The organism is Spirulina sp. 06S082 (genome assembly GCF_034932145.1).
Classification (GTDB): Bacteria; Cyanobacteriota; Cyanobacteriia; order Cyanobacteriales; family Spirulinaceae; genus CCY15215.
Genome location: NZ_JAYGHV010000051.1, coordinates 1 through 10,691, shown reverse-complemented (window position 1 = coordinate 10,691; position 10,691 = coordinate 1). Strand labels below are relative to the sequence as shown.

The window sequence follows — 10,691 nt, the reverse complement described above, 5'->3', positions numbered from 1 at the left end:
TACTCCAGTTTAAATAGGCACGTGCCAGGTCTCCATCGTCGTGCCAATTTTGGCTTTCAATTAACCCCTGTAACCCGGCTCCATAAGCTCCCGGTTTTGAGCCAAAAATGCGTTGTAGGGCGCGTAATTCTGCTTTTTCTGTAATTAACCCCTGCTGTTGCCAAAAGGTAGTTTCCTGCTTGACTTTGGCGGACAGGGGATTTTGTTCGGGGGGTTCGTCGAGTTGAGAAATGGCGGCGATCGCCTCATGAACTAAGCGAATTAAGTTGGGAAATCCATCGCGAAAAAAGCCAGAAATTCGTAAAGTTACGTCTACCCGAGGTCGTCCTAAAATAGATAAAGGAAGAATTTCAAAGTCAACAACTCGCCGCGATAATCCATCCCAAACGGGTTTTACGCCTAATAATGCTAACACTTCGGCAATGTCATCTCCTCCAGTTCTCATGGTAGATGTTCCCCAGACAGATATTGCTAAAGTTTGCGGATATTCTCCATTTTCTTGAGTATATCTTTCGATCACTATTTCGGCGGCTTTTCGTCCTACATCCCAAGCGGTTTCTGTGGGAATTGCACGAATATCAACGGAGTAGAAATTACGTCCTGTGGGTAATACTTCTGGTCGCCCTCGGGTGGGTGCGCCAGATGCACCACTGGGGATATACTGCCCATTGAATCCTCTTAATAAATTGCTGATTTCTTGTTTGGTTTTGGATAAGTTGGGTAGGAGAGTTGTTTGAATCCAAGTGAGTTCTTTTTGGGTATTTTGACCTATCTCTAAATCATGGATTTGATGAGTCAGGAGATTGTCAATGAGATAGCTTGCTTTTTCTTCCAACTCTTCAACAATATCGCCAATCAGTTTACCTGCAAGATACTGGCTAAAATCGGCAGTTAAGGGATCGAAATCTAAGTCTAAATCTGTTGCGATCGCGCGAGTTAATCCTAGGCGATTTGGGCTAGGAGAACGGGCGATCGCCACGATTAAATCTCTTAATTGTCTTCCTTGAGGACATTGGCCAAAAATATGCAATCCATCGCGAATTTGTGCTTCTTTGAGTTCGCAGAGATAGCCATCAGCAAGGGTGAGGAATTCTGCGATCGCCTCTGCTTCGATGCTTTTAATCCCTAAGTCTCGATCTAAGTTTTCTTTTGTTACCAGTTGGGTAATTTTCTCACTGAGTAAAGGTAAGCGACTGGGGTTTAAAGTTTGTGCTTCGTAATACTCATCAATTAATGCTTCTAATTGTTGCAAAGCACCATAAAGTTCGGCACGGGTTAAAGGGGGTGTTAAATGGTCTAAAATGATAGCGTGTCCTCGTCGTTTTGCTTGGGAACCTTCTCCTGGATCGTTGACAATGAAGGGATAAAAATGAGGAATTGCACCGAGGGCTATTTCTGGGTAACATTCTGAGGATAAAGCTAGGCTTTTTCCTGGCAACCATTCTAAATTACCGTGTTTGCCAATATGCGCGATCGCCTGTGCTTGAAATTGTTCTCGCAACCAACAATAAAAGGCTAAATAGTCGTGGGTGGGTTCTAAATCGGGTGCATGATAATTTAAACTCGGATCGCGATCGTATCCCCTTGACGGTTGAATTCCTACAAAAATATTGCCGAATTGAATGCCAGAAATTGGGAATCGGGAATTTGAGGATGGGTTGATATTGTTCCAGCGATTGTTAATAGCTTGTTGGGTGTTTTGAGGTAAAGTAGAGAAATATTGTTTATATTCTTGACTCGATAGTGATTGTGCGCTAAAATGGGAGTGGTTTGCTCGCAATTCGTTCGCTTCCAAATCGTTAGTTATACCGCAAGTTAGACGAGAAATCAGTTCATCTCCCGTCTCGGGAATATTTTCTAAAAAATACCCTTCTTGTTGCAGGGCTTTAAGGATTTCAATACAACTTTCGGGAGTATCTAAGCCAACTCCATTGGCGATTCTGCCATCTTTATTGGGATAATTGGCTAATACTAAAGCAATTTTCCTCTCGGCTACTGGAGTTTGTGTTAAATTGACCCAATTTTTAGCTAAATCTGCGACAAAATCAATGCGATCGCGCCTGGGTTGATAAACCACAACATCGGTTTCTAAATCTTCATTCCATGTTTGCACGGATTTAAACGAAATTGCGCGAGTAATGACTCTTCCATCGACTTCAGGAAGTGCAACATTCATGGCTACATCTCGAGGGGATAATCCTTGAAAACTGGTTTCCCATTGTTCCTCTGTCCCACCACTAAGAATTACTTGTAATACAGGAATATCTAAAGTTTTCCATAAATCCGGTTGTTCCTCGCTGCCTATTTTGGCCAGAGAAAAACTGGTGGTATTTAGTAATACTTGAATATGAGACTCGTTTTCGGGTTGAAAATAGGAGATTAACTCACTTTGTACCTCGCGATCGCGCAAAGAAGAAACAAACACAGAAACAGGTTCGATATTTCTCTCCCTTAAGGCTTGACAAAGTGACTCAATTGGGAGAATATTTCCGGATAAATAGTGAGCGCGGTAGAATAAAATACCAACTTTGCGAGAAGAAGGCGATCGCGGCTTACTACTCCCAGATAACCCCACCCGAGGCACATTCACAGCTTCTAGATAGTGATAATGCAAATTTAAACAAAAACTGCCCACAAATTTTAAAGCATTGATATAATTCTCCACACCTCCCTCTATAAAATAATGCCAAAGGCGATCGACAGCAGTTAAAGGAACCGTAGAATGACTCATTAAACCCAAATCTGGGCGATCGTCTCCAGGTAAAATAAATAAAGATGCACCCGTATTTCTAGCAATTTCTTCAACAACTTCTAACCCATAAGACCAATAAGATCGCCCTCCCAATAAACGCAAAATGATTATTTTTGCTTCTCCTAATACACTATCCCCATAAGCATCAATACTGAGTTGCTGTTGTAATTGTAAGAGATTAACCGCACGAATTTGGGGGAAATTTTCAGGAAGATAAGGAATTGCTGCCGCTAGGGTTTGAATATCCGTATCCGCAGCCGTTAAAATGGCGATCGGTGCCGGAGTTTGTTCGATAAAAATAACGCCTTCTGAGTCTGGATTCCACCCTCCAGGGGTTGCAGCAATTCGGTGCATGAGTTTTCTGGGCAATTTAAGAATAAGCCCTATCTTAGCAAATTCCGCATCATCCTCATCCCCAATTTGGGGGGATTTAGAAGGGCTGCTGCCTAAGTCCTAATATTTTGTCATAACATTGTCAAAATCCTGTCACGGTGTCGTCAAATTGACTCCCTACATTATAAATTGTCAGCCCGAAACTTACTTTCCGATCGCGAAACTCTTGCTCTAGGGCTGATTTTCCTTCCTCCAGTTGATGAAATTTTCCTAAAAGATACGGGACTGTCTTCCCTTGTTTTCCTCCGGAACATTTACAGATACTAACACTAATTTTTGCAGTTTACGAACGATGAAAGATAACAATTTTGATACACTGAAGACCAGTCAAAATACAGTCAATTTCCTTCAACAACGCGATCGCCTCAAAAATGTTGCTCTTGTTTGCTTGAGTTTAGGATTATCTTTTGGAGGAGGCTATCTCTATTCTCAAAAAATAGCCCCCGTGACTCCCATTGCCTCAGAAGCGACCCTACAAGCCACAGAAGAAGAGACAACGGTAGCCACCCCTGCTATCCAATTATCTCCCCGTGAAGGCGAGAATTTCGTGGCTAGAGTGGTCGATCGCGTCGGTGGGGCTGTTGTTCGCATCGATGCGTCTCGCACGGTCAGCACTGCTAATAATCCTGTTTTTGAGAGATTCTTTGGTGCCCAAGAACCGCAAGAACGAACGCAACGGGGTTCGGGTTCGGGCTTTATTCTCAGTCAAGATGGTAAAATTCTCACAAATGCCCATGTTGTCGCTGGAGCCGATACTGTTACCGTTACCCTCAAAGACGGGCGCAGTTTTCAAGGGACAGTGATGGGTAGCGATCCCGCAACGGATGTCGCGGTGATTAAAATTGACGAGAAAAATCTCCCTAAAGTAACCTTGGGTAACTCCGATCGCCTACAACCGGGAGAATGGGCGATCGCGATCGGCAATCCCCTCGGCTTAGATAATACCGTGACAACAGGAATTATTAGTGCAACGGGGCGATCGAGCAATCAAATTGGGGTTGCAGATAAGCGGGTGAATTTTATTCAAACCGATGCAGCTATTAATCCGGGTAACTCTGGTGGTCCTTTAATTGATGCCAATGGGAATGTTATTGGCATGAACACGGCAATTATCCGCAATGCACAAGGTTTAGGCTTTGCGATTCCGATTAATCAAGCCAAACAAATCGCCGACCAATTGATTGCTAAAGGCAGTGTGGATCATCCTTATTTGGGCATTCAAATGACTCCTCTGGACTCGGAAATTATTAAACAATTTGAGAACAGTAGCGGTCAAACTATTAAAGCCGATCGCGGTATTTTAATTGTTCGGGTGATCCCAGCTTCTCCCGCAGACCAAGGAGGATTAAAAGCAGGTGATGTGATTCAAAAAGTTGGCGATCGCGCTATCACTGATGCGGCACAGGTTCAAGAAATCGTTGCGGGTCTTAGTATTGGGGATGAATTACCTCTCACGGTACAGCGCAACGATCGCGCGATCGGGTTAACAATTCGCGTTGGGGTTTTACCTGCGAGTTAATTTCCCTTTTTTAGAGTTTGACATCGATTCCTTTCCTTTCCTTGAGTTTCCGGGCGTTTTGCGTCCGGATTTTTTTTATAAATTAAAAATCTAGAATTAAAAATCTAGGGAGCGAGATGCTCCCACTACGGTAATATCCAAAGGTCGTGCCTCGTGCCATTTGCTTATAGTTTACTTGTTTGCATTGAAAGGGATGGCAATACCCACCCTGCTACTACATTTTTGCTGTAGTGCTTTGTATTAAAATTTATGCTATTAAAATAGTAGTCTACATCTGTATAAGATGAAATGAGAGAGTTATACCATATGAAAAACTCTGATGAATACAGTTTGGCAAAGGAAGGAAATCCGAAAGCTATTGAGGCTTTGATAAATAAAACACTAAGTTCTAAAGGTATAAGTGTAAAAGCATCACTAAATTATGATTGCTTAAGCCTTATTGTCAAGTCTAAGACCTCACTGAATCAAAAAGCTGTTGGTAGTTTTTTACAACAAGGTCTAACAAAACTCAATCCTCAAAATATTGAACGAGTGGTTATCAAGGGTGGCGTTGCTAATCAAGAATCAAATCAATGGCAACTTTCATTTTCCCTTTCAGAGTCATCCAAAGAACATAATCCAGAAACTAAGACACCCATAAAAGCTGTTCAGAAAATCAAAAGGATAGATAAAGATCCTGAAAAAAAGCAAAAGATTCAAGTTAAGAAGCAAAAGAAAATTCTTGACCTGACAACAAAAGAAATCACTCAACTAACAATAGAATTTGTTCAAAAAGAACAGAAAAAGATTGCAATTTTGTTTTTTACGCTACTTAGTTTGTTTATATTGTTTAGCTTATTTCCATCAAAAAAAATAAATGATGAAATAGCTCAAGAACAAAATACAGATTCAATAGAAATTGAACCTAGTCAATCTTCTAACACATCTGTAGAGCTTTGGAATGACACTACATATGGTATGAGTGAATCAGAATTATTTAGTCAGTTTGATAGTTCCAAGATGGTCAGAGTGCCTGATTCGGCTCGAATGTGTATAAATTTTTATGAGAATAATTGTTACGAATACAGAATGGAAGGATTTTTAGTTAACACCAGTCCAGTAATTAGTGAAATTTACTTCGATGTATATTTTATTATTTCCGAAAAGGGATTAGAAGAGGTGATCTTAGTCAAAGAACCTATCCGATTCAGAGATAAGAACAATTTTGAATCTACGGATAGAGCTAAACCTGAAGAAACAGTTCAACATATTATGGATGAAATGGCAATTTCTTTAATGTTGTCTGGTATTTATGGTGAACCACAAGAAAAAGAAGTTGATCGATTAGTTGAAAAACTTACTATTTGGGAGTTCCCAGAACAAAATAAATCAGTTACATTTTCAAATCAAGAAAAATTGGCTAGAATCGAAATTCGCTATGAAACGTACGAGGGACGACAAAGACGACTGAGCAAAAATCAAAGACCTGACATCAATGGATACCAACTATGAATCAACAAAGCCAACACTTGCAAAAATTGATGCAGCAAGCCAATATTCCCAGCTTTAAACAGTTAATTCATCTTGCACAAGTTTCAGAATGGCAAATACGACAATTACGACGTGGAAATATTGCGAAAATGCGAGTTGAAAATCTGGAGAAATTAGCAAAAGCATTGCACATCCCCCTCACCCAGCTTATCGCCGAATTTTCCCCCTCACCCACCGATCGCCCCACAAATATAGACCTGCAACAGGAATGCGATCGCCTACACCAACAACTCGATCGCCAACAAGAAACCCTCAAACAAGACTTTCAACACGAGAGTTTACAAATCATTGAATCATGGTTGCTACAATGGCCAACAGTCGCGATCGCCGTACAGAAAAATCCCCAACTCCCCGCAATACGTTTATTACCGTTAATAAAACCCATAGAAGCATTAATCGAAGCATGGGGTTTAACCGCGATCGCCGCAGTGGGAGAAGAAATTGCTTACGATCCCCAATGGCATCAACTCATGGAAGGAAATGCAGAAATTGGAGAAATAGTCAAAGTTCGCTATCTCGGCTACTGCGATCGCGATCGCAATCTTTTATACCGCGCGAAAGTGAGCAAGATCGCTCCCCCATCCTCACTTTAAAAAGAAAAAGATCAACCTTAAGAAAGCATAAGCAATACGGGGGTTTTGGGGTAGGGGCGCAATGCTTGCGCCTGAAATTATGGTAATTCTCAAAAAACTAGGATAAGCGATCGGGATCGATGCCCATTTTTAGAAGGCGATCGCGCAACTCTTGGTTTTTTCGGCGTTCCTCTTCTACCCTCATTCTTTCCTGTTCTAAATCCAACTCAGCGCGATCGGCACGTTGCTGCTGTACCTCCGCACGTTGTTGCTGTTCCTCCGCACGTTGTTGCTGTTCCTCCGCACGTTGCTGCTGTTCCTCCGCACGTTCGCTAAGACTAGGAATCCAAACATCATGGCGATCGTACCAGCGTAACCACAACCCTTGTACCCCGTCAAAACGTCCCTGCCAAACCCCCAAACCTAATTCTAGCTCCTCAAACCACAAACGCCCGTCCGGTAAAGCTAAGGCTTGATATCGCCCCCCTCGCAAGTGAAATGCCCGAAATTCATTTACATAGCGATCGTAAACCACATAATAGGGAATCTCTAAAATTTGCTCGTACACTTCCCATTTTGTTGGAGGTGCATTCGCTTCTCGCACAGTTTGGCCTAAATCTTCGGACTCGGTACCCGGAGACAATAACTCCACCACTAAAAAGGGACTAATTAACTCTTGCCAGATGACATAACTCCACCGCAAATCTTGTTGTTCGCAACCGCGAACCGGGTCAAGAACTAAAAACCAATCCGGTCGTTTGTACCATCTCGGATTCTTCACATCGAAATAAAGATTCAAATCTGTTGCCAAAAAGCAATCTTCGCGAGGATGACGAGGCGATCGCAAGGTTTGGCTCAATAAATTGGGTTGTAAAGCGTGAAACTCGTCTGGCAAACCAGGTTCCTCCGGGTCTTCACTGGGTAAATCATACATCGTAGGCAGGTTATTCTGCCATTGGTGAGAGGGTTTAATTTGAAACATCAGCAAACCTCTAACTTTTCTAAAACAAGTGTACCTCAATTGTGCCGCGATCGCCTGCAAACAAGGGAATTAGATGTTTAATTCCCTTGTAATAGCGATAATCCTCAATTGCGATCGCCAAACCGTTCGATAATTCCTCCTCCCAAAAGGCGATCGCCATCATATAAAACAGCAGCTTGTCCAGGAGTAATACCAAACTGAGGTTCATCAAAAACCAACTTAACTCGCCCATCTCCTAAAGGTAAGACATTCACCGGCACCGGAGGCGTGCGATAGCGAACCCGTGCATGGGTGCGAAAAGGAACAACAGGTTCAGCAATAGAAACCCAATTCATCCGCCCCACAGTACAATCGGGCTGAGTCACCTCTTCCCGGCTTCCCACCACCACTTGATTCATCACCGCATCTAACTTCATCACGTAGAGAGGATCTGGCGCAGAAACCCCTAAACCCTTACGCTGACCGATGGTGTAATGGTGAACGCCTTGGTGTTTGCCCAAAACTTTGCCACTAATATCAACAATCTCGCCTTCTTTTGGGCTGATATATTTGTCGAGAAAAGTTTGCATTGAACCATGAGACTCCACCAAGCAGAGGTCTTGACTTTCCGGCTTATCAGCAGTTCTGAGATTGTATTGCGCGGCAATGCGTCGGGTTTCCTCCTTGGTCACTTCTCCCAAAGGAAATACCGATCCCGCTAATAATTCTTGGGTCAAGTCATAGAGGAAATAAGACTGATCTTTATTGAGATCGATCGCCCGCAAAAGTTGATAGCGTCCCGTAGTTTCATCGTAGCGAATGCGGGCATAATGACCCGTAGCAATGCGATCGCATCCCCACTTTTCTCGGGCATACTCTAACATTGGCGCAAATTTTACCGTGCGATTGCATTGAGAACAAGGAAGCGGTGTCACCCCCGACTCGTAACCAGAAACGAGGTAATCGATAATTTCCGCTTGGAATAGGTCCCGCGTATCGACGACGTGATGGGAAATACCCAATTGTTCGCAGATCGCCGCCGCATCAACCATTCCCTCCGAACAACACTGACCCTTCCCTTTCATTAACCAAAGGGTCAAACCTAAAACTTCATAACCTTGATGGTGGAGAACCGCCGCAGCCGTAGAACTGTCAACGCCTCCCGATAAACCAACGACGATTTTTGACATGGGATTGAAAGATGAAAAATTTCGACCGTAACTCCTATTATGACGAATTTTGCGGGCAGGGGGAATTTAGATGCTCGGAAGAGTGACAGTCTTGATACAGTTAGGGTGTCAATATAAAAATTATAGGAAGATTATTATGTTTGGTTTAGGTTGGCCAGAAGTCATCATTATCGCTGTTATCGGTCTCGCCATTTTCGGACCGGCAAAAATTCCTCAGTTAGGGAGTGCTTTAGGAAAAACTCTGCGGGGCTTTCAAGAGGAAATTAAGAAACCAGGCGATCGCGAGGACGATCTCGATGAATGAGTCCTAGTAGTCTGAGATGGCGATCGGCTTGCTTTTTGCCTCAAGATGCTCATCAAATTAGCATTCTGTAGTCTTGTTGTAGTCTTTTTTCTTGTACAGTAGAGGCATACACTCGATGCAGTAATACTTATGATAGGTGTACCACTCGCGATCAAACAATATATCGAACAACGAAAGGGAGTCTATTGGATTGCCAATAAGCGCGTCTCTCTCGATTCTATTGTTTATGATTTTCTCAATGGGACATCTCCCGAAGAAATTGCACGTCATTTTCCTCTCGTAACATTGGAGGAAGTGTATGGCGCGATCGCATTTTATTTAGCTAATCGAGAGGCGATCGATCTCTATTTACAAGAAGGAGAAAAGCAGTTTGAGGTGTTGCAAAAATCTTTGCGAGAGAGAGACCTCGTGTTTTATCAACGACTCAAAAAAGCTGGCTTGTAAATCGCATTGCTTCTCTGCCCCTGTGGGAGAGTTTCCCAGATTTCATCGGGAACTTGACACTATTTTGTCCCGCGTCGTCGTAATTTTTTCAAGAGGGAAAGATCGGCAGAACCAAAGTGAATACTACAGATAACATGGTATGCCTCCAAGAGTTTAATCAACCAGATGGCTTCACTGGGAGTAAAAGCCTCGTAGTTTTTGAACAGAAAAACCCAGCGTTTTTCTAACTCCGATCGCAGAGAAGGACATAACAAAACTGTTCTAAATATAACATCGAGTATCCCGCTAATTCCTAATTTTTCCGTTGCTTCGATCAGGAGATAATGATCTAGTTTTTCAGTCGTTTCTACTGTTAAAAAATTGAGCAGTTTTTTGGTTGTTCGTAATAGCAATGATGCGTTCAATTTTTGCGAATTATAGCGATTGAAAAGTCCTTCAATATATTCTTTCAGTTGAGGATTAAATCGTTCCATCGCATAGTCGGAATCAAGAGAAACAATTAAATAAGCATAAAGATGTTCTTTAAAGTCTTGATAAGTTGGTAACTTATAACTATGTTCTAAAAAGCGTTCGGCGAGATTGGGATGTTTGCAGCGATCGAAGGTTTGACCGGAAAATTTACTTAAGATTCCTCCTAGTTCGCGATCGCTTAATAAAGTCGGATTTTTTTCTCGTCTTACAATGCGTCCAGCCCCTTGAGATAACTGTCTGGCCCGAGCAATTTCTGCTAATTGAACTTGGTAGGTAATAAAACGAATTAAGCGAAATTCAAAGTAATGTTCGCATTTTTCTTGCCAATTTTGTAGCGTTTGGATTTGTTCATCAGAACTATTTTCAGTCAGTAAATAAGGCTTATACAAATAAGGATAGCGATGGATTAAATGACCAATGTTCTGTTTTTCTTGGGGTTGGGGACATATAACTCCGATAAATTGCTTGAGGTGTTGGTATTGTTCGCTATTTTCCACAAAATCTCGCACGAGTTCGCGCAAATGTCGAACTCCTCGTGCTTGTTTGAAACCTGGG

The 10,691-nt window shown here is 42.4% G+C and carries 9 protein-coding genes; 5 read left to right on the top strand and 4 right to left on the bottom strand.

Annotated elements, in window-relative coordinates; all coding sequences use genetic code 11:
• On the bottom strand, positions 1-3,106 hold a 3,106-nt coding region (cobN, locus tag VB714_RS05755; RefSeq protein WP_323222061.1), incomplete at its 3' end, for a cobaltochelatase subunit CobN.
• 331 nt (positions 3,107-3,437) lie between these two features.
• Between cobN and VB714_RS05750 the strand changes: the two genes are divergently transcribed.
• The 3 genes from VB714_RS05750 (at position 3,438) to VB714_RS05740 (ending at position 6,787) form a co-directional block, all read left to right on the top strand.
• Positions 3,438-4,664 carry an HhoA/HhoB/HtrA family serine endopeptidase gene (locus VB714_RS05750; RefSeq protein WP_323222059.1) on the top strand — a complete coding sequence of 409 codons (1,227 nt, stop codon included), beginning with the start codon at positions 3,438-3,440 and terminating at the stop codon, positions 4,662-4,664.
• A 306-nt stretch (positions 4,665-4,970) separates the two neighbouring features.
• Entirely contained in the window at positions 4,971-6,155 is a 1,185-nt protein-coding gene (locus VB714_RS05745) for a hypothetical protein (RefSeq protein ID WP_323222056.1), read from the top strand.
• The gene (locus VB714_RS05740; protein WP_323222054.1) at positions 6,152-6,787 is read left to right on the top strand and encodes a helix-turn-helix transcriptional regulator; all 636 of its coding nucleotides are present in this window, start codon (positions 6,152-6,154) and stop codon (positions 6,785-6,787) included. The genes VB714_RS05745 and VB714_RS05740 overlap by 4 nt, the downstream gene beginning before the upstream one ends.
• A 97-nt stretch (positions 6,788-6,884) precedes the next feature.
• Here the strand turns inward: VB714_RS05740 and VB714_RS05735 are convergent, their stop codons facing one another.
• On the bottom strand, positions 6,885-7,748 hold the full coding sequence (locus tag VB714_RS05735) for a Uma2 family endonuclease (protein ID WP_323222052.1): 864 nt from the start codon (positions 7,746-7,748) through the stop codon (positions 6,885-6,887).
• A gap of 104 nt (positions 7,749-7,852) precedes the next feature.
• The gene (gene mnmA / locus VB714_RS05730) at positions 7,853-8,917 is read right to left on the bottom strand and encodes a tRNA 2-thiouridine(34) synthase MnmA (RefSeq protein ID WP_323222050.1); all 1,065 of its coding nucleotides are present in this window, start codon (positions 8,915-8,917) and stop codon (positions 7,853-7,855) included.
• A gap of 136 nt (positions 8,918-9,053) precedes the next feature.
• Here mnmA and tatA point away from each other — a divergent pair, with 136 nt between their 5' ends.
• Together tatA and VB714_RS05720 are read left to right on the top strand one after the other, a co-directional pair.
• Positions 9,054-9,221, top strand: a complete 168-nt coding sequence (tatA, locus tag VB714_RS05725; RefSeq protein WP_323222047.1) for a twin-arginine translocase TatA/TatE family subunit — start codon at positions 9,054-9,056, stop codon at positions 9,219-9,221.
• A gap of 129 nt (positions 9,222-9,350) precedes the next feature.
• Complete coding sequence (locus VB714_RS05720) at positions 9,351-9,665, top strand: DUF433 domain-containing protein (protein WP_323222046.1); 315 nt, start codon at positions 9,351-9,353, stop codon at positions 9,663-9,665.
• Positions 9,666-9,724: 59 nt separating this feature from the next.
• Here VB714_RS05720 and VB714_RS05715 read toward each other — a convergent pair.
• A partial coding sequence (locus VB714_RS05715; RefSeq protein WP_323222044.1) for a hypothetical protein occupies positions 9,725-10,691 on the bottom strand: 967 nt, incomplete at its 5' end.